Here is a 19,698-nt window from a genome sequence, read left to right as displayed (position 1 = left end):
TTTATCAGTTCTATCTCGTTTTCCAATGTCAGTGCTTTTTTTACGGACGCCTCTCTGCGTCGTTTGTTAGTTAGACGCAGCATTCTGAGAAATGCTGCAATGATAATATTTAAAAGAAGTTAAAGACAAAAAAACAATAGACTTTAAGTAGTACTTCAAATTTAGTTCATACTATGACAACATTTTATTGAAACGCAAATGATCGCAGATTTTCGCAGATTAAATAGCTGCGCTATACTTGAGCGATGATATGCTTTGCGTGAATCTGTGAGTTTCTGCGTTTCAATAAGAGTATCATATAATTTTGAACGATTACTTACCTATAATAAACAACCTCCTGCATACTACAATAGATTGAGCATACAGGAGGTTAAGTCTATTTTATTTTATCAGAATAAATCAGTTGTCAACAGGCCTTGAAACTCATATCAAGTCCTTTCACCGAATGCGTCAAAGCACCCACAGATATAAAGTCCACTCCACATTCGGCATAATCGCGCAATGTATCGAAAGTGATACCGCCGGATGATTCCGTCTCATATTTGCCAGCCACCATCTCAACAGCTTTCTTTGTCATCTCAGGAGTGAAATTATCAAACATAATACGATCTACTCCACCCAAATCAAGCACTTGTTGCAATTCGTCGAAGTTACGCACTTCAATTTCTATTTTCAGATCTTTGCCTTTCTCCTTGCAATACTCCTTTGCACGAGTGATAGCCTTATCAATGCCACCTGCAAAATCCACATGATTATCTTTCAGGAGGATCATATCAAACAGCCCTATGCGATGATTCACCCCACCACCAATCTTCACAGCCATCTTTTCAAGAATACGCATTCCCGGTGTCGTTTTACGGGTATCAAGCACATGAGTATTCGTACCAACCAGCTTTTGAGCGTATTTACGGGTCATAGTAGCAATACCGCTCATACGTTGCATTACATTCAGCATCAGACGCTCTGTTTGCAATAACGATTGTACTTTTCCTTCTACTATCATTACCACATCACCAGGTTTTACTTCAGTACCGTCATTGATAAACACTTCCACCTTCATAGTGGGGTCGAAACGATTAAATATCTCTTTAGCAACTTCAACGCCCGCCAATACACCGGTTTCTTTAATGAGGAGTTTTGATTTTCCCATTGCTGTAGCAGGGATACACGAAAGGGTGGTATGGTCACCATCACCTATATCTTCAGAAAAGGCAAGGTCAATCAACTTGTCTATAAGTTCTTTTTCCTTATTCATTGGTTTTGTCAATTCTTATTTGATGAATTAAATATTTGTTCTGTACTCTTTTGAAGAAACAATTCACCCGAAAGTTTCCATTAGCAGTTGTCAAGGTACCAATGACAAAACTCGATTCGTCACGCTTTCCCTGATGATTTACATTAAAAGCACTGACCTTATTTTCAGTAAAAAAAGTATTCATGGTACTTTCTGCTGCTTGCTTGTCAGCATTCGTCGAACGATTCTGAATGATGAGGTCTACCTTATCACCCAGGAATTTGTTCAGCTCCTGAGAGCTTCCTTTTTTAAATGCCAGAACTACACCCACCGGTACATCTTGTGCCAAAAGCGCAGACGCGGAAAAGAGCAATCCGGCAATCCATAAAAGTACTTGTTTTTTCATAACCACAAGCTTTTCAGATATCAGTTTTCAACTTAATCTGGTATCTAATGATACGCAAAGGTAAGCATTTATTGCAGAATACAATAAAAAATGCCTATTTTTGTGCGATAATCAGAACTGTATCAGCATGAAAACGACTTTGCTCGTCGTAGGACGAACGGTAGAACAACATTATATTACTGCTATCAACGACTATATCCAACGTACAAAACGCTTCATATCTTTCGATATGGAAGTCATTCCTGAACTTAAAAACACCAAAAGCCTCTCGATGGAACAACAGAAAGAGAAAGAAGGAGAACTTATATGCAAAGCCTTACAACCGGGAGACGTGGTGGTGCTGCTTGATGAACATGGCAAAGAAATGCGTTCTCTCGAATTTGCCGAATACATGAAACGGAAGATGAATACGGTGAACAAACGGCTGGTGTTCGTCATCGGAGGTCCTTACGGTTTCTCGCAGCGGGTATATGATGCCGCACAGGAGAAGATTTCAATGTCGAAAATGACCTTCTCTCATCAAATGATACGCCTTATCTTTGTAGAGCAGATATATCGTGCAATGACAATATTGAATGGAGGCCCCTATCATCATGAATAATTGCTTCGGGGAGCCTGAATTGGATTTCTTTTCAACTTACTATTTGACAAAGTGATATTCCTGACGTCACAGACTCCTCTTATTTGGATCTGAATGAAGTACCAGTCACTAAAATCGCCTTGATTTCCATATTCATTTTTTCAGATAACACGGATTATTGTCCATCAAGTAACATTTTCCTTCTTTCTTTCATATTTGCTACACAATATATTATCAAAACCAGCAGATATAATTCTTTTTTCTACCTGAAGACAGATCAAATATCAGTATCAGTTAGCCTAAAAAAAGGGACTTTACGGAGAAATATTTTTTCCCCGTAGAGTCTCGGAATGTTTCTCTACGAGACTTGGACCGTTCCTCGTAGAGAAACCGGACTTATCTTACCAGGATAAATGAGTTTACACACCGGGATACAGTACATATCTATGCAGATAGAGCAAAAATATACAATACAGACCGCATATTATTACAAGTATTTATGCAATTCGTCCTCTAACAGCAACATTTGTCCCAAAGCACGTGTTATAGGATCGGCCAACAAAAGAGCAAAACGAAAGTTATTCTTAAATTTTAAAAACTTTTAGGCTAATTCTTTATTTTAGTCTACACCTATTTGCCCTAACAGGTGTAGACTAAAATAATTGTATTTTTCCCCACTAAATTATATCTTTGCAACGTTACCAAACAAAAAAAGAATACAACAAACAGAAGAGGATCCTACCAGCGAAGTTGTGGATACTGCTGACGAAGATACAACAGAGCAACAGCAAACAGCTACAGCCGATTCCTCTCCGGACATTACGAACGACACGGAATCAGAGACGGAAAAGAAAATGAGCAGTAAAGAACTGGAGAACCTCAAAATCTTTGACCGCCTTGTGTTTTTCGTGAGAAATACAGCATGACACCGGCGGAGTTCAGAAAAAGCTTAGAATAACTCTGTTATTCGTGATTCATCAACCGACACAGGAATAGGCATTAACAAATCGAAATAAAAGCAGGAATATTTTGTTTGTCAGCAAAAAAGGAATACTTTTGTATTGGATACAATGATATTCAATATATCCTATTTTCTGTTTTTTCAAATACAATAGTATGCCATTACTTTATAATTTCGACATTGATACACCCGATGAATTATTAGCGATACTTGCTTCTAATCTACAAAAGCGCAGATTAGAAAAGGGGCTGTCACGGGAAGCTCTTACAGAACTTAGCGGAGTTCCAACTCCCACTATTGCTAAATTTGAACAAAAACATACCATTTCACTGGCTTCCTTCGTGGCATTAGCAAAAGCATTGGGTTATACCAAAGACATGAAAGCACTGCTCTCCGAACCACTCTACAACACAATGGAGGAACTGGAGATGATTAACAAGAACAAAAACAGAAAAAAAGGGCGAAATGAGATTTACAAATAAAGTAACAGTCACGTATCACAATCGTACTGTTGGAACACTTAGTATGACTCCCGACAACCGATTATGCGCATTTCAATATGATAAAGATTGGTCAGTAAACGGGTTTTCCATTTCACCACTTGACTTGCCCTTAAAGTCGGATCTGTTCATCGCCAAACCGGAACCATTTTGGGGTAACTTTGGTATTTTCGAAGACAGTCTGCCCGACGGATACGGGCGCTATTTACTGAATCGTATGCTGAAAAAACAAGGAATCAACGATAGTAAGCTAACTCCTTTGCAGCGTTTGAGCATTGTCGGTACATCGGGAATGGGGGCTTTGTGCTATATTCCCGAAACATATATAGGCGAAGAAAAAACATTACCGGAGCTGGACGATCTCCAACAGATGGCACTGGACGTACTATCTGAAAGGTCTGATAAAGATGAAGATATCTTATATTTTAATAGCGGCAATTCGGGAGGATGTCGCCCTAAGTGCCTGTATCACGATGCAGAGGGGGCATGGTTAGTAAAATTCAGACACACATACGACCCCAAAGATATGGGGGTAATGGAATACCAATATAATGAGATAGCACGTAAATGCGGTATCACTGTACCTGATTATAAGTTAATGAACGGAAAGTATTTTTCAACCAAACGTTTTGATATTGAGCATGGAGAAAGGTTGCATATCGCTACAGCCGGGGCAATCTTAAACGAATCGATTATGCAACCCAAACTGGAGTACAAAACCTTACTCCATCTGACGGGATACCTCACACAAGACCCGAAACAAGTTGCTGAAATGTTTCGACGCATGGTATTCAACGTTTTAACCGACAATAAAGACGACCATGCCAAAAATTTCAGCTTCATTTGTCGGGAAGGTACCTGGTCATTAGCTCCGGCTTACGACTTAACCCGATGTAGCAATGGCTATAATGGAGAACATGCCACCTCTGTCAATAATAACGACAATCCAACTATCGAAGATATGCTTGTTGTAGGTGAAAGTATTCGCATTCCCAGAAAAAAAGGAACAGACATTATTATGAGTATTGCCGAAGAATGCTCGGAAATTCTATCGACGGAATACAAACGAATAATATAAACTATACTTTGTATCCAATACTTCATCTATTCGTGATTCATCAACCGGTGTTCCGCCATTTGCTCATATTTCGTTCCCGGACGACCATAGTTAGCATACGGATAGATGGAAATACCTCCACGCGGAGTAAAGATGCCGGTCACTTCGATATATTTCGGATCCATCAGGCGGATAAGATCTTTCATAATGATATTCACACAATCTTCATGGAATGCGCCATGGCTACGGAAGCTGAAGAGATAAAGTTTCAGGCTCTTGCTTTCCACCATCTTCACATCCGGAAGATAACTGATACGTATCTCAGCAAAATCCGGCTGTCCGGTAATGGGACAAAGGCTGGTAAACTCAGGACAGTTAAAACGTACCCAGTAATCATTTTCGGGATGCTTATTATCAAAAGCTTCCAATACTTCGGGAGCATAATCTTGTTTGTACTCTGTTTTTCTACCCAAAAGGGAGAGTTGATCTTTTAATTCAGTCATAAAATGAAAAGTTGTGCTTCCCGCACGGGGAGGTACGACAAGCGATGATTATATATGTTACTCTCTGGCGAGATACTCTTCCAATCCCTGCTGACGTAATTTACATGCCGGACAATGCCCACAGCCATCACCCTGTATACCGTTATAGCAAGTCAATGTATCATTACGGATGATGTCAAGCACCCCTAATTCGTCAGCTAATGCCCAGGTCTGTGCTTTATCAATCCACATCAACGGAGTATGCAAAACGAACTGTTCATCCATTGCCAGATTCAATGTTACATTGAGAGACTTAATAAAAGCATCCCGGCAATCGGGATAGCCACTGAAATCGGTTTGCGACACACCGGTCACAATATGGTTGATACCTCTTTCACGTGCATATACGGCGGCAATACTAAGAAAAAACAAGTTACGCCCCGGTACAAACGTATTCGGAAAACTATCGGCAGGCTTATCCTGATCCATCTGCATCGTTGTATCCGTCAATGAATTGTGCCCCAATTGTCCTATAAAGGAAACATCCATTGCTTCAAATTCCACACCGGCATTACGGGCTATCTCACGTGCCAGTTCTACCTCCTTCTTATGTTTCTGCCCATAAAGAAAACTCAGGGCAACCACTTTCTTAAATTCACGCTTTGCCCAAAACAGGCAGGTCGTTGAATCTTGCCCACCGCTGAACACGACTAAGGCTGTATCTTTATTAATCATAAATTATGACTTTTGAGTAGTGATAAGTGAGTAGTGATAAGTGATTAGTGCCATGCGGATCATAGCGCAGCTTACTAATCACTTATCACTACTCACTTATCACTTATTAAACGTCTTTTATTTTAAGTACATTATAGGAAATATCTTTATCGTAGACATCGCTGCCGTCTATCTTCTTGATAGCATTTACAACCCGAATCGTCACAGGAAGGATAATAACCTCGTACATAGATTTCAGCACGATTTGGATTCCCATCATTACCAACAGTTCCGGCCAGGCAATGATACCACCAAAAGCAACAGGAAAGAAGATAAAAGAGTCCGCCGTTTCTCCGACAACCGTAGAAATAATAGCACGTGCGGAGAAGTTCTTTCCACCGCTGGCAACTTTCATCTTACTCATCACATAAGCATTAAGGAATGAACCCACCAGAAATGCCATCAAACTGGCAAAGACAATACGTGGTGCCATACCAAACACAAAATCAAAATGCTCTTCCCCCTCCCAAAAAGGAGCAGCAGGAATAGCTACGGCAATCAAGCCCAATGCTACAACAAAGAAGTTCATGGCGAAACCACTCCAGATAATGAGACGGGCTTTTTTGAATCCCCATACTTCGGCAATACAATCGTTGATTATATAGGAAATAGGAAATACAAGCAATCCGGCAGTAACGGTAATACTACCTACCTGAATCACTTTGGTTTCAAGAAGATTGGCTGCAATAAGGCATACATTAAACAATATGCCAAGCAACATGAAGGGAATGGATACTTTTTCTTTCATACTCCTGTTTTTTACGTGGTGTTCTAGAATACACGACCGCTATTCACGGCATCATACGTTTTTTTAAATTCGGGCAACAAAGATACGGCATCTTTTGGAAATAGGCAAGAAAAATAGTGATTAGTGGGGAGTGATAAGTGATTAGTGGGCTGCGCCATGAATCCACATGGTACTAATCACTTATCACTAATCACTCATCACTGCTCACTATTTACCAAATTCTTTCAATTCCCTCTGCAACCTTTTACGCACAAAGAACAAACGACTTTTTATCGTACCAATCGGAAGCCCCATTTTCTCTGCGATCTCATTGTATTTGAATCCGGCAACGTACATGAGAAAAGGTTTTCGCATAGATTCCGGTACCGCATTAATCACTTTATGAAGTTCCTTCAGATCATAAGCATATTCAAAACGTTCTCCATCTTCTACCTCCAACAGATTCTGACGGCCAATGCTATAACTATCATCCATCATAGACATTTCACGCGTAACCCGACGATAATTATTAATAAAAAGATTACGCATGATTGTGTACATCCAGCCCTTAAAGTTTTGCGCATGAACAAACTTCTCCTTATTATCCAGAGCTTTCAACATACAATCCTGCACCAAATCATTAGCCGAATCCTGATCGGCAGTCAGCTTGAGAGCAAAGTGACGCAACTCTGATTCCATCCCTACTATTTTACTTGTCAGTTTATCCATTGTGGTTTTATTATTCAAATTATTACTGAATGCAAAGATGAGGTTTCTAAAAGAATTTACCTATGGCAATACTTCCGCAATATTTGTCTATTTTTCCCAAAGATAATGCAAACCGAGAGCAGAATAAAATGAACGAGTTCATTTTTTATGCCAAGGTGCAGCTTATCTTCGCTTTTTTGGCAAAGATGTCTCAACCTTTTCAAATTTTAGTTGTTCTTTGCACATTCACCTAAAACTTAACTTATAATGGAAACAACATTTAGAACAGTAGCGCTGCTACTTGGAATGGGACTACTCCCACTCTGCGCAAATGCCCAGAAAAAAGTAATCATTGAAGATAAAGAGCCAAACTCTATCATGTTTGTCTCAAGGGATAAAGCCGGAGATGAGATTATCCGAATCATGGAGGAGACACAACTTAAACGCTTTCACGAACCCAAAGCTCCCCGCTTCTTGCTGACAGATCAAAAAGGGAAGTTTGCCCTCGGTATTGGAGGATACGTACGTGCTACGGCAGAATATGACTTCGGAGGTATCGTTAAAGATGTAGATTTCTATCCGGCACTTATACCCAACAGAGGGACGGATTATGCAAGAAATCAGTTTCAGATGGATGCTACCACTTCTACCCTATTTTTAAAGCTGGTAGGGCATACCAAGAATCTGGGAGACTTTGTTGTCTACACTGCAGGAAACTTCCGGGGAAATGGAAAAACATTTGAACTCCAGAATGCATACGCTTCATTCTTAGGATTCACATTAGGATACAGCTATGGTTCATTTATGGATTTGGCGGCACTTCCCCCTACCATAGACTTTGCCGGCCCTAACGGTTCTGCATTCTATCGTACCACTCAGTTAAGTTATATGTATAGCGGATTGAAGAACTGGAAATTCGGTATTGCTGCCGAGATGCCTTCGGTAGACGGAACAACCACCGACAAACTGTCTATCAGCACACAACGTATGCCGGACTTTGCCACTTCTGCTCAATACAACTGGAATAAGAACAGCCACATCCGCCTGGCAGCTATTCTTCGCAGTATGACTTATTCAAGTGATGTTTATCAGAAAGCCTATTCCACCACCGGATTCGGATTGCAGGCATCCACCACATTTGCTGTTACTCCGAAATGGCAACTATTCGGGCAGTTTAATTATGGAAAGGGAATCGGGCAGTTCCTCAACGATCTTAGCAATCTGAATGTAGACCTTGTTCCAAATCCGGAGAAAGAGGGCAAAATGCAAGCACTTCCTATGCTCGGATGGTATGCAGGAGTACAATACAATTTATGCAAGAATATGTTTGTATCAGGGACTTATAGTTTGTCAAGACTTTACTCCGAACATGGATATCCAAGTGAAAATCCGGAAGCATATCGTAAAGGACAGTATCTGGTAGCTAATTTATTCTGGAATGTAACCAGCAACCTGCAGGTAGGTGCCGAGTATCTGAGAGGATGGCGCACGGATTTTAATGATGATACCCGCAATGCGAACCGTATGAATCTGTTGGTACAGTATTCTTTCTAAAAAAGAAAATATTTCATCTCTATAAAAACGAAAAAGGAGATTTCACCGTCTTCTCAATAGAAGTAGCAGAGAAATCTCCTTTTATATATAAGAGAATTAGTTCGTGTTATTTAGAACTTATAGTCAAGACCGATACCGAATACTTTATTGGTACGTGAGAAGACATCTGTTCCCGGAATGGCTTGTCCTGCCAAAGCAGAAATCCCGTTGTAGTCACTCCAATTCTTAGTATAATCTTCATAATCAGTCCAAAAGTAAGCTATATTCAACTTCAGGTTTTTAGCGATATTGAAACCGGCACCAAAACCAAAAGAGTAAGAACTTACAGCAAAGCTCATATCACTTTGATAACTATCTTCCACACCATATTTTGTGCGTTGCATACCGGCACTGATTTGTGCCCATTTGCATACATCCCATTCAATACCAGCCAGATATTCATTAGTACCTTTATCTATGAAATGCTGTTTCCCAGTTCTTTCTCCAGTAATTAGATTAGTAGCATCAGCCATCTTAGCATGAGTATCGAAGAAATGATGATAACCTACAGAAGCACGAAGCACAGGAAGAATCTCATAAGAAACACCAACAGTTAATAAACTTGGAATATCATGTGGAGTGTTTACCCCCGGAGCAAATAACTTAGTATCATCCACACGTGTTTTATTCTCTACATTCAATTTGGTATTAAACTCATATTTCACACCAACATTCCATTTGTTCATCTTAAAGTCAACACCAATAATAGGTGTTACTCCCCAACCGGTCTGGTCGCAATCCAAATATTTATCTTGAGTATTTGTCGCATACTTATTAGCCATTGCAGCAGCTGCTGCATACTTTTTGGCCGCTTCAGGTTGTCCGGCAACTTCCGCTGCTGCCGCCAGTTTATTAAACTGATCTGCATAGGCAGTAAACGTCTGATTCAAATTCACCATTTTATCGCCTATATTAGCCTGAATGTCACGAATATGTCCTTCATACCCATTACTTACATAATTCATACGTAGTCCACCAAAAACAGACAGATAATCTGTTATTTTATAGGTGGCTCCCAATTGAAGACCAAAAATCATCTGCTTTCCACGCATATAACTATCTACAGAATACTTATTCGTATTTGCAAACGGATTTTCAGGAAGCAATCCTCCGCTTACTAAACCCGCTCCAGCTGCTTTCATCGCCATTGGAATGACAGATACCTGAGACTCAAAAGAACCAAGCCCTTCATTAAAGGTAGCCTTACCACCACCTCCTGTCACGGCAAAACTTCCTGAGAATGCCCAGTCACCTTTTTTATATACAGCAAAAAAACTGGGGACAAACGGAGCAGAAGCTTCGCCCTTATATTCTTTAGTAGCATTTCCACCGAAGCCGGCAAATGGAGCAAACGTAGAAGTTATTGTTCTCGTCTGAAACGCACTCTGACCATTAAAAGAGAGATGAAATCCATCTTCCATAAAAGCCAGACCGGCAGGATTGGAATATACAGCATCAATATCTGTTGAAGCATCACGAGCCAACATTCTTAAAAATAAAACATGCTGATTAGTATTTGTCAGGAGACCTCCCGCAAAAGTTGGAATTGAAACGATCAGCAACACAATGCTAATCAAAGATAATTTTCTCATTTAAATCTTTTTTAAGTTATTTCGGGCGCAAAGGTACAATAATATTGCACACAAGAAGCATCTTTGTGCATTTAATTTCACTAATAAGAAGTATTTGATGAAAAAACGAAATAGTTTCGTTTGTAACAAACGCATCAAAACCCAATTAACAATATTAACATACGGACAAACTATCCATCTTTAGTGATGCAAAGTATAGTACTTTTGAAGTATAAACTATGCATTTTCACAGTGACTTAAATAGGTATTTAACACACTGTTAAAATAGAACTTTTAAAAGCAAGATAACAGATACGAACTTATTGAGGTTTTCCAGTGTTATTATAGATAATAAACATAGAAATTATGGCATATACAATCGCATTTTTTGGTACCAAGCCCTATGATGAAACTTCATTCAACGAAAAAAATAAAGAGTTCGGATATGAAATACGTTATTTCAAAGGACATCTGAACAAGAACAATGTGTTATTAACCCAAGGTGTGGATGCCGTCTGTATCTTCGTTAATGATACAGCTGACGCAGAAGTCATCCGTACACTGGCAGCCAATGGCGTAAAACTCCTGGCACTAAGATGTGCCGGATATAACAATGTGGACCTCGATGCTGCGGCCGACAACGGAATAACCGTATTACGCGTTCCTGCCTACTCTCCCTATGCTGTAGCAGAATATACCGTAGCACTCATGTTATCACTCAACCGTAAAATACCACGTGCTTCCTGGCGTACCCGCGACGGAAACTTCTCCCTGCACGGACTTATGGGTTTTGACATGCATGGAAAAACTGCCGGCATCATCGGCACGGGAAAAATAGCTAAAATACTGATTCATATCCTACGCGGATTCGGAATGAATATATTGGCATATGATCTCTATCCGGATTATAACTTCGCCCGTGAAAACCAGGTAGTATATACTTCATTGGACGAACTGTATCATAGCTCGGATATTATTTCACTGCATTGTCCGCTTACCGAACAAACCAAATATCTGATCAACGATTACTCTATCAGCAAGATGAAGGACGGAGTAATGATTATCAATACCGGACGTGGGCAACTCATCCACACCAATGCGCTTATAGAAGGTTTAAAAAATAAGAAGGTAGGTTCTGCCGGACTGGATGTTTACGAAGAAGAAGGTGAATATTTCTACGAAGATAAGTCCGACCGTATCATCGATGATGATGTACTGGCACGCTTGCTATCATTCAATAATGTAATTGTTACCTCTCATCAGGCTTTCTTCACCAAAGAGGCATTAGGAAATATTGCAACGACCACTTTACAAAATATCCGTGATTTTATAAATCATAAACCCTTGCTAAATGAAGTGAAGAGATAGAACCTTTCGTTATCCGCAACTGTTAATTGTATATATAAACTTATAAACCAAGGAGAAATAATGAAAAAGGTAATACATAAAGCGGATACCCGCGGACGTTCACGCTACGATTGGCTGGATAGTCACCATACATTTAGTTTTGATGAATACTTTGACTCGGAACGTATCAATTTTGGTGCATTACGGGTATTGAATGATGATCGTGTTGCTCCCGGAGAAGGCTTCCAGACACATCCTCACAAGAATATGGAGATTGTATCTATCCCCCTGAAAGGAAAACTGGAGCACGGAGACAGTAAGAAGAACAACCGGGTGATTACTGTGGGCGATATACAAGTAATGAGTGCCGGTACGGGTATCTTCCATAGCGAAATGAATGGTAGCAAAACGGAACCTGTGGAATTCCTGCAGATCTGGATCATGCCACGCGAACGGAATACACATCCTGCTTACAATGATTACAGTATCCGCGAACTGGAACGAAAAAATGAACTGTCACTGATTGTATCACCCGATGGTAGTACTCCCGCCTCACTACTACAGGATACATGGTTCTCCATCGGTAAAGTGGAAGCCGGTAAAAAGTTAGGTTACCATCTGCATCAGACCCACGGAGGAGTTTACATTTTCCTTATTGAAGGAGAGATAGTAGTGGATGGTACAGTGATGCAACGCCGGGATGGCATGGGCATCTATGATACCAACAGTTTTGAGCTTGAGACTCTGAAAGACTCGCATATTCTGTTAATAGAAGTTCCAATGTAATAGCATCAAAATCATGGAAATAAATCTCGCCGGCATCCGGCAAGAATACACCAAAGGCGGATTGAAGGAAAGTGAACTTCCCGACAATCCGCTTTTGCTGTTTAACCGCTGGCTCCAGGAAGCCATTGATGCCAAAGTAAACGAACCTACTGCAGTGGTCGTAGGCACTGTGTCGCCCGAAGGACAACCCTCGACACGAACCGTTTTATTGAAAGACCTTCATAATGGCAAGTTCATATTCTACACGAATTATGAAAGCCGTAAAGGCAGGCATCTGGCAAATAATCCACGCGTGTCTTTGTCATTCATCTGGCATCAGCTGGAAAGGCAGGTACATATAGAAGGCATTGCAGCCAAAGTTCCGGCTCATGAATCGGATGAATATTTTAAAAACCGTCCATATAAAAGCCGTATCGGGGCCCGTATCTCTCCACAAAGCCAGCCCATCAAAAGCCGGATGCAGTTAATACGAAGCTTCGTGAAAGAAGCAGCACAATGGATAGGCAAAGAAGTGGAACGCCCGCAGCAATGGGGAGGATATGCCGTCACTCCTACCCGGATAGAATTCTGGCAAGGCAGGCCCAACAGGCTACATGACCGTTTTCTGTATACGCTACAGAAAGACGGAACCTGGAAAGTAACACGTCTGGCTCCTTGATTTTCTTACTTTTTCTTGTTTGTAATGAGAAGAATATGTAATATTGCATTCCTAAACCATTAACCCATGAAACTGGATTATATCTACCACAGTGGTTTTGCCATCGAAGCCGAAGGTGTAACCCTTATTATTGATTATTATAAAGATTCGTCAGAAACAGAACGAAACCGGGGAGTCGTACATGACTATCTACTGGAGAAACCCGGTAAGCTATATGTTCTTTCTACCCATTTCCATCCCGATCATTTTAATCGCGAGATACTGACGTGGAAAGAACAACGTCCGGACATCATCTATATTTTCTCAAAAGATATCCTGAAACATCGTCGCGCCAAGCAGGAAGATGCTATTTATATTAATAAAGGAGAAAGCTATGAGGATGATGCTTTGAGAATTGACGCATTCGGCTCGACAGACGTGGGAATTTCTTTCCTCATTCACCTGCAAGGTATGCACATATTCCATGCCGGCGATCTCAACAATTGGCATTGGAGTGAAGAATCTACCGAAGAGGAAATACGTAAAGCGAATGGTGACTTTCTGGCAGAAGTGAAATATCTGAAGCAACAAGCTCCTGCCATTGACCTCGTCTTATTTCCGGTAGACCGGCGAATGGGAAAAGATTACATGAAAGGAGCCAAACAATTCATTGAACAAATAAAAACTACTATATTTGTACCCATGCACTTCAGTGAAGATTATGAGGGAGGAAATGCTTTCCGAAACATAGCAGAGGCCAATGGATGCCATTTTATCAACATCACTCACCGAGGAGAAACTTTTGATATTACTAAATAAAACATAGAATTATGAACAGATTAACACACTTTTTTCTTGTATTATTTCTTCTCTGCCTGCCGGTAAGTATCATGGCACAGAAAGATAAAGATGACAACGACGACAGCAGATACCTTGTTGGTGCGGTTCCCGAAGTAGATGGAAAAGTTGTATTTTCCAAAGAATTCAGCATACCAGGTATGTCACAGGATCAGATATTCGACAGAATGATGAAATGGATGGAAAACAGGCTGAAAGAGAATAAAAACCAGGGAAGCCGTATTGCTTACTGGGACAAAGAAAAAGGAATGATAGCGGGAATTGGCGAAGAATGGATCGTATTCAGATCGAGTGCCTTGTCATTAGACCGCACACTGACAAACTATCAGATTACTGTAACCTGCAAACCCGGTCAGTGCCTGATGGAAATAGAAAAGATACGTTTCAGTTATCGTGAAACCGAAAGATATACCGCCGAAGAGTGGATTACCGATAAATATGCACTCAACAAATCAAAGACCAAATTGATACGCGGTCTGGCCAAATGGCGTAAAAAGACAATAGACTTTGCAGATGAGCTATTCGCCAGTGCAGCCCAGGCATTGGGAGCAGCAGAAGCAGTAGAACCTGAAGTACAGACTACGAAAAAAGCAGTAACAGCTCCCGGACCGGTAGTTATCACTCCGGCAACACCCGTTACTGTTACCACCCCGTCTGCAAGTGCCACTCCGTCTGCATCAGGTAGCATACCCGGTTATACGGAAGTAGCACCTTCACAGGTACCGGCCAGTGCTATTCAGATGGGTGCAGGCAAACTTGTAATTGCTATTGGTAAAGATGCATTCAACATGACGATGATGACTGCCAATGCAGGTGGTTCATTAGGAAAAATGGACGGTAAACCTGTTGTTTTCACCATATTCTCTCCCGATCAGTCCAACGAACAGATAGAGAAAGCAGAAACCTACTCTGTAAGATTCTATCCTTCTAACCAGACAGAGCCTTCGGTAATTCTTGAATGCAAGAAACTCCCGTCACAAGCTCCACTGGAAGGGCAACCACGTACATATGCAGGAGAAATTGTAAAAGCCTGGATTAAATAATTATTCAATGTGCCAATATGCCAATTGGCTGCGCTATTACCCTGCACAGCAATTGGCACATTGGCATATTAGCAAATTATCACATTATTAAATATGGAAATAAAAAGCAGATTTGATCACTTCAACATCAATGTAACCAATTTAGAGCGCAGTATCGCATTTTATGAAAAAGCGCTCGGCCTGAAAGAACATCATCGTAAAGAGGCTAAAGACGGTTCATTCATATTGGTTTATCTCACTGATAATACGACCGGATTCCTACTGGAACTTACCTGGTTGAAAGAACATACAGAGGCTTATGAATTAGGAGAAAACGAAAGCCATCTTTGCTTTCGCGTAGCAGGCGATTATGATGCCATCCGTCAGTATCACAAAGAGATGAACTGCGTATGCTTTGAAAATACAGCTATGGGATTGTATTTCATCAATGATCCGGACGATTACTGGATTGAAATATTACCACAGTGAACAATTGACAGTTGACAATGGACAATTGACAGTGGACAGTTGACAGTTACAATGTGGCATGATGCGCAGCTAACTGTCAACTGTCAATTGTCCACTGTCAACTAAATAACTATTTCTTATGCCTTCCCGCCCTTTTCCTTCTTATTTCCGCCTTCATTTTTGCAGCGCCAGAGCCATGCGTTCCTTTAATATAAGTTGTTTTCTTAGCTTTCGTCTTCACCTTATCTTCCTCTTTTTTAGGACCGTCTTTCTTCCCTTTAAAAACGATACCACCCATCATTGCATCTTCTAAGCTCATAATCTTACTTCTTTAATTCATATTTTCAATGTACAAAGATAATCCTTTTCTCCGAATTATCTATCTTTGCTTCCTTAACAACCAATAACCACGTAATGGAAACAACCTTACTCACAACAGACAAAGATCCTATGGGAGCTGCCATAGCCGACTATTTCAATCATCATAAGGCTAACCGCTTACAAGTATTCTCATCACAGTTCGATGAAGACGAAATCCCCGTAAGACAGCTTTTTCGTAATGCCAAAACAATGCCATTGCTTGAACGCACCGCTATGCAACTGGCAAACGGAAGTATTCTCGATGTTGGTGCCGGAAGTGGTTGCCATGCCATCGCTCTTCAGGAAATGGGGAAAGAAGTATGTGCTATCGACATTTCCCCGTTGTCTGTAGAGGTAATGAAACAACGTGGTGTTACTAACGCCCGACTTATTAATTTGTTCGATGAACAGTTTGTTGACACATTCGATACAATCCTAATGTTGATGAATGGATCCGGTATCATCGGACGACTGGAAAATATGCCTGCTTTTTTCCGGAGAATGAAAATGTTACTTCGCCCGGGCGGCTGTATATTAATGGACTCAAGTGATTTACGCTATCTTTTTGAAGACGAAGATGGTAGTTTTGAAATAGACCTTGCCGGAGACTACTATGGTGAGATTGATTTTCAAATGCAATATAAAGATATTAAAGGAGACTCATTCGACTGGCTATATATCGATTTCCAGACTCTCAGCCTCTATGCTGCTGAATATGGTTTCAAAGCCGAGCTTGTCAAAGAAGGAAAGCATTACGATTATCTGGCTAAATTAATAATGTGTTAATGTGCCAATGTGCCAATTGCTGCGCAGTGTAATAGCACAGCCAATTGGCACATTGACATATTGGCACATTATCAAAACGGAAACAGTAGTGGCAATGCAAATACCATCACTACCCCCATTATTATTTGAAGTGGTAATCCTACTTTTATATAATCCATAAACGTATATTGCCCTGCCGGCATCACCAAAGCATTGGGAGGTGTTGAGAACGGAGATGCAAAACACATACTGGCAGCTACAGTGACAGCAAACAAGAAGGGCACGGGGCTAACCCCTACCTGCAAGGCACTTTGTAAGGCAATAGGTGCCATCAATACTGCCGTCACAGTATTACTGATAAACATTGTCATCAGTGAGGTAGTGAAATAAATACCTGCCATCAAAACAATCGGTCCATAGCTCCCCAATCCACTGACAAGGCTATTGGATATGTATTCTGACGCTCCCGTTTTTTCCAATGCCAACGACATGGGAAGCATACCTGCAAACAATACGATTGTTTCCCAGTTTATTGTTTTATAAGCCGCCTCTACATTTCGGAAACAACCTGTAAGCACCATTAATACTCCTGCAATCATCACCGCAGTAACAGGAGCCACCGGGATAAAATCGAATACCATCATCACTACCATCAGGAGCATGATAGCAGCCGCCACAGGAGCTTTATAATCCAATGTTACTTTAGCTGCCTCATCCAAAGGTTGACCCAACACTACCCAATCGGCATCTTCCTTACTCAATCGTGCTATATCCTGCCAGGTACCCTGCACCAAAAGTACATCTCCACTATGCATCTTCTCATTACCCAGTCCTTGCAGGATATACTCTTTTTTACGGCGGATACCCAACACGTTCAAATTAAACTTATCGCGGAAACCAGCCTCTTTCACGGTACGATTCGATAAATTGGAAGAAGGCATCAATACGATTTCAGCAATACCAATATCATAAAAATCAAGTGATTTATCAGCCTTTGCGGCTTCTTCTGTTGTATGCCCGTCGAGCATTTCCAACAGATAATCCTGAGCAAACCGATCCACATTCTCAACCTCACCTGTAATATAAAGCACATCTTCAGCCTGCATCACGGTATCAGGAGAGGCTAGTTTTTGTGTAATCGTTTTCAGAAAACGATTTTGAGAAGCATCTCCACGACGTACCTCCAGAATATTCAGTCCATATTTACGCCGTACATCCAGATCGATAATTGTTTTTCCTATCAATGCAGATGTAGAAACAGCACGCAAACGGAATAAATTACTGGATAACCCATACTCTTTCACCAACTGGTTCAATGACTTCCCGGAAGAGAGTCCATCCTGTTTCTTTCCTTTCTTTGAAAGAAACCACTTGGTAAGGGGCAACAACACGAGTGTACCTACTACTACACAAATGATACCCACAGGTAAAAAAGAGAAAAAAGACAAAGGTTCAAATCCGGCACTTGTCAATGTATTCTGAATCACAAGGTTGGGTGGTGTACCAATCAGAGTCATCATACCTCCCATGCTACTTGCAAAAGCCAATGGCATCAACAAGCGGCTGGGATTCATACCCGCACTGACAGCCAGGCTCACTACAATGGGGAGCATCAGCGCTACAGTACCTGTGTTACTAACAAAAGCTCCGATAGCAGAAGTAACCAACATCACCAATAAAAATAATCGTAATTCACTTTTACCTGCCAGCTTCAATATCTTACTACTAATCATTTTTGCCAGCCCTGTCTGAAAGATAGCCCCACCAACCACAAACAGTCCTACCATCATAATAACTACCGAATTGGAGAAGCCCGAAAGAGCCTCTTCAGGAGTCAGTATCTGGAAAATAAGTAAAGAAATCAATGCACAAAGAGCAACGAGGTCAGAACGCACCTTACCACTCATAAAAAAAGCTGCAGATAGTACTAAAATAATGAGAGTTATAATCATAAAATGAGTTTAGGGATTAATAAAGTTTAAGTATTCCGTTCGTTTCAAAAAGACAAAAGCCAGTCAACACCGGCTTTTGTCTTTTTAAAACTACTTCTTTAGCATTTCATCAATTTTTTGCACCAAAGAGGCAAATTCTTCTTCATTATACAAGCGTGTGAGCTTCACAATCTTCCCATCACGATCAATCAATACATTTCTTGTAATTCCCGAATCGCGAAGTGCATATTTAGCAAAGATATCCGCTCCCGGGTCAAGTCCCAACGGATAAGTAACTCCGGTAGCTTTTGCAAAAGCAAGTACTTTATCCAACGGTTCATCACGATCAATACCGATCAAAGCAAAATTGGGATTATTCTTATGCTTCAACCAGATATCTTTCTCAATAAAAGGCATCTCTTTACGACATACACCACACCAACTGGCGGTGAACTGCAACATTACCACCTTCCCACGAAGAGTGGAAAGATTCACCTGTTTTCCATCGGTCAACGTCACCGTAAAATCGGGAGCCATCTCTCCTACCTTAACAATGTATCCCGTACTATCAGCCTGTACGGCACTATTATTTCCTATAGCAACCGATACGCTATCCGTAGCAGCACTCTCTTTATCCTTTTTTCCCTGTCCGGAACAAGCTAAAACGCCTGTAACCAACAAGACCAGACAAGACACATTAAAAAAAATCTTCTTCATTTTCTTTTATACCTAATTAATTGATTTGCAAAAGTAAACAAATCATATGACTTATCAAATAGCATTTTCATCCTATTTTTTTCATTTCCTTATTTGGAATTTTGGAGTAAATGATTACCTTTGCACCCGCAAAACAGAAAACGCCTCTTTAGCTCAGTTGGCCAGAGCACGTGATTTGTAATCTCGGGGTCGTTGGTTCGAATCCGACAAGAGG

22 protein-coding genes and 1 pseudogene are annotated in these 19,698 nt (G+C 40.7%); 12 read left to right on the top strand and 11 right to left on the bottom strand.

The genetic code is table 11. From position 1 onward, the window contains the following. The 3 genes and pseudogenes from QX565_RS20615 to QX565_RS19605 all read right to left on the bottom strand — a co-directional run. Positions 1-83, bottom strand: a pseudogene (locus QX565_RS20615) (RNA polymerase subunit sigma-70); the annotation flags it as partial. Positions 84-406: 323 nt separating this feature from the next. Then, positions 407-1,255, bottom strand: coding sequence for a carboxylating nicotinate-nucleotide diphosphorylase (gene nadC / locus QX565_RS19610; RefSeq protein ID WP_221650420.1), 849 nt, complete (start codon positions 1,253-1,255; stop codon positions 407-409). After that, entirely contained in the window at positions 1,248-1,640 is a 393-nt protein-coding gene (locus QX565_RS19605; RefSeq protein WP_289294044.1) for a DUF4783 domain-containing protein, read from the bottom strand. The genes nadC and QX565_RS19605 overlap by 8 nt, the downstream gene beginning before the upstream one ends. Positions 1,641-1,767: 127 nt before the next feature. Here QX565_RS19605 and rlmH point away from each other — a divergent pair, with 127 nt between their 5' ends. From rlmH to QX565_RS19585, 4 genes are all read left to right on the top strand, one after another. Continuing rightward, positions 1,768-2,241: a 23S rRNA (pseudouridine(1915)-N(3))-methyltransferase RlmH gene (rlmH, locus tag QX565_RS19600; RefSeq protein ID WP_025867180.1), complete on the top strand. Its 474-nt coding sequence runs from the start codon at positions 1,768-1,770 to the stop codon at positions 2,239-2,241. A gap of 731 nt (positions 2,242-2,972) precedes the next feature. Next, entirely contained in the window at positions 2,973-3,146 is a 174-nt protein-coding gene (locus QX565_RS19595; RefSeq protein WP_221650422.1) for a hypothetical protein, read from the top strand. A 190-nt stretch (positions 3,147-3,336) separates the two neighbouring features. Further along, positions 3,337-3,663 carry a helix-turn-helix domain-containing protein gene (locus tag QX565_RS19590; RefSeq protein ID WP_221650423.1) on the top strand — a complete coding sequence of 109 codons (327 nt, stop codon included), beginning with the start codon at positions 3,337-3,339 and terminating at the stop codon, positions 3,661-3,663. Then, the gene (locus QX565_RS19585; protein WP_289294041.1) at positions 3,647-4,759 is read left to right on the top strand and encodes a type II toxin-antitoxin system HipA family toxin; all 1,113 of its coding nucleotides are present in this window, start codon (positions 3,647-3,649) and stop codon (positions 4,757-4,759) included. The genes QX565_RS19590 and QX565_RS19585 overlap by 17 nt, the downstream gene beginning before the upstream one ends. A 26-nt stretch (positions 4,760-4,785) precedes the next feature. Here QX565_RS19585 and queF read toward each other — a convergent pair whose 3' ends face one another. From queF to QX565_RS19565, 4 genes are all read right to left on the bottom strand, one after another. Beyond that, positions 4,786-5,241, bottom strand: a complete 456-nt coding sequence (queF, locus tag QX565_RS19580) for a preQ(1) synthase (RefSeq protein WP_002561353.1) — start codon at positions 5,239-5,241, stop codon at positions 4,786-4,788. A 57-nt stretch (positions 5,242-5,298) separates the two neighbouring features. Continuing rightward, complete coding sequence (gene queC / locus QX565_RS19575) at positions 5,299-5,952, bottom strand: 7-cyano-7-deazaguanine synthase QueC (RefSeq protein ID WP_289294046.1); 654 nt, start codon at positions 5,950-5,952, stop codon at positions 5,299-5,301. Positions 5,953-6,061: 109 nt separating this feature from the next. Next, positions 6,062-6,742 carry a queuosine precursor transporter gene (locus tag QX565_RS19570; protein WP_002561351.1) on the bottom strand — a complete coding sequence of 227 codons (681 nt, stop codon included), beginning with the start codon at positions 6,740-6,742 and terminating at the stop codon, positions 6,062-6,064. A gap of 207 nt (positions 6,743-6,949) precedes the next feature. Then, complete coding sequence (locus tag QX565_RS19565; protein ID WP_007486503.1) at positions 6,950-7,450, bottom strand: RNA polymerase sigma factor; 501 nt, start codon at positions 7,448-7,450, stop codon at positions 6,950-6,952. 246 nt (positions 7,451-7,696) lie between these two features. Between QX565_RS19565 and QX565_RS19560 the strand changes: the two genes are divergently transcribed. After that, positions 7,697-8,983 (top strand): DcaP family trimeric outer membrane transporter, encoded by a 1,287-nt coding sequence (locus tag QX565_RS19560; protein WP_195348635.1) that lies wholly within the window; start codon positions 7,697-7,699, stop codon positions 8,981-8,983. Between the two features lie 110 nt (positions 8,984-9,093). Here QX565_RS19560 and QX565_RS19555 read toward each other — a convergent pair whose 3' ends face one another. Next, on the bottom strand, positions 9,094-10,614 hold the full coding sequence (locus QX565_RS19555) for an OmpP1/FadL family transporter (protein WP_289294036.1): 1,521 nt from the start codon (positions 10,612-10,614) through the stop codon (positions 9,094-9,096). 345 nt (positions 10,615-10,959) lie between these two features. Here QX565_RS19555 and QX565_RS19550 point away from each other — a divergent pair, with 345 nt between their 5' ends. From QX565_RS19550 to QX565_RS19525, 6 genes are all read left to right on the top strand, one after another. Next, positions 10,960-11,961: a 2-hydroxyacid dehydrogenase gene (locus QX565_RS19550; protein ID WP_221650432.1), complete on the top strand. Its 1,002-nt coding sequence runs from the start codon at positions 10,960-10,962 to the stop codon at positions 11,959-11,961. A 60-nt stretch (positions 11,962-12,021) separates the two neighbouring features. Continuing rightward, the gene (locus tag QX565_RS19545; RefSeq protein ID WP_007486496.1) at positions 12,022-12,726 is read left to right on the top strand and encodes a pirin family protein; all 705 of its coding nucleotides are present in this window, start codon (positions 12,022-12,024) and stop codon (positions 12,724-12,726) included. Positions 12,727-12,739: 13 nt separating this feature from the next. Further along, on the top strand, positions 12,740-13,384 hold the full coding sequence (pdxH, locus tag QX565_RS19540; protein ID WP_289294034.1) for a pyridoxamine 5'-phosphate oxidase: 645 nt from the start codon (positions 12,740-12,742) through the stop codon (positions 13,382-13,384). Positions 13,385-13,450: 66 nt separating this feature from the next. Further along, a complete protein-coding gene (locus QX565_RS19535) occupies positions 13,451-14,182 on the top strand; it encodes an MBL fold metallo-hydrolase (RefSeq protein WP_289294032.1) in 732 nt (243 codons plus the stop codon). An 11-nt stretch (positions 14,183-14,193) separates the two neighbouring features. Further along, the gene (locus tag QX565_RS19530) at positions 14,194-15,264 is read left to right on the top strand and encodes a DUF4468 domain-containing protein (protein ID WP_289294030.1); all 1,071 of its coding nucleotides are present in this window, start codon (positions 14,194-14,196) and stop codon (positions 15,262-15,264) included. Positions 15,265-15,357: 93 nt separating this feature from the next. After that, entirely contained in the window at positions 15,358-15,732 is a 375-nt protein-coding gene (locus QX565_RS19525) for a VOC family protein (protein WP_002561341.1), read from the top strand. 109 nt (positions 15,733-15,841) lie between these two features. Here QX565_RS19525 and QX565_RS19520 read toward each other — a convergent pair whose 3' ends face one another. After that, positions 15,842-16,030 (bottom strand): hypothetical protein, encoded by a 189-nt coding sequence (locus QX565_RS19520; RefSeq protein WP_002561340.1) that lies wholly within the window; start codon positions 16,028-16,030, stop codon positions 15,842-15,844. Positions 16,031-16,125: 95 nt separating this feature from the next. Between QX565_RS19520 and QX565_RS19515 the strand changes: the two genes are divergently transcribed. After that, positions 16,126-16,857 (top strand): class I SAM-dependent methyltransferase, encoded by a 732-nt coding sequence (locus tag QX565_RS19515; protein WP_289294026.1) that lies wholly within the window; start codon positions 16,126-16,128, stop codon positions 16,855-16,857. A 71-nt stretch (positions 16,858-16,928) separates the two neighbouring features. Here QX565_RS19515 and QX565_RS19510 read toward each other — a convergent pair whose 3' ends face one another. Beyond that, positions 16,929-18,788 (bottom strand): SLC13 family permease, encoded by a 1,860-nt coding sequence (locus QX565_RS19510; protein ID WP_221650436.1) that lies wholly within the window; start codon positions 18,786-18,788, stop codon positions 16,929-16,931. A gap of 90 nt (positions 18,789-18,878) precedes the next feature. Continuing rightward, positions 18,879-19,484, bottom strand: coding sequence for a TlpA family protein disulfide reductase (locus QX565_RS19505; protein ID WP_221650437.1), 606 nt, complete (start codon positions 19,482-19,484; stop codon positions 18,879-18,881). Between the last annotated feature and the right edge of the window lie 214 nt (positions 19,485-19,698).

The sequence above is a fragment of the Bacteroides sp. 41_26 genome (genome assembly GCF_949740115.1).
Classification (GTDB): Bacteria; Bacteroidota; Bacteroidia; order Bacteroidales; family Bacteroidaceae; genus Bacteroides; species Bacteroides nordii.
Note: the sequence above shows the minus strand (reverse complement) of the source record. Positions and strands in the feature narration are given on the sequence as shown.